Raw genomic sequence first — 265 nt, 5'->3', positions numbered from 1 at the left:
ACCGACACACTTGTCGTTCCTTCTGTACCTATAGTAACAGTACCATTGCTACCAATACCTCCACCTCGGGTATTTGATTTGTTGCCACTAATTAATACTTTTTCGAGATTTGAAGTTAATTCATTACCTTTTTCATCTGTGTGTAAAGCTATATATTCATTATTCTTACTTAGAATACCTTTATGCTTACTTTCAGCTAAAGGAGAATTGTCCTTATTTTTCCAATTGTATGCTACTCCTCCTAACATCCTTTTGGAAATATCAT

At 34.0% G+C, this 265-nt stretch carries 1 protein-coding gene; it reads right to left on the bottom strand.

The window, feature by feature from the left end:
- Positions 1-265, bottom strand: a 265-nt coding sequence (locus QP381_RS09105; RefSeq protein WP_285068696.1) for a hypothetical protein, incomplete at both ends; no start/stop codon positions are given.

Source organism: Pauljensenia sp. UMB6358 (genome assembly GCF_030216865.1).
In the GTDB taxonomy this organism is placed as follows: Bacteria; Actinomycetota; Actinomycetes; order Actinomycetales; family Actinomycetaceae; genus Pauljensenia; species Pauljensenia turicensis_A.
The sequence above is the reverse complement of the archived record's forward strand: the minus strand, read 5'-3'. Positions and strand labels throughout refer to the sequence as shown.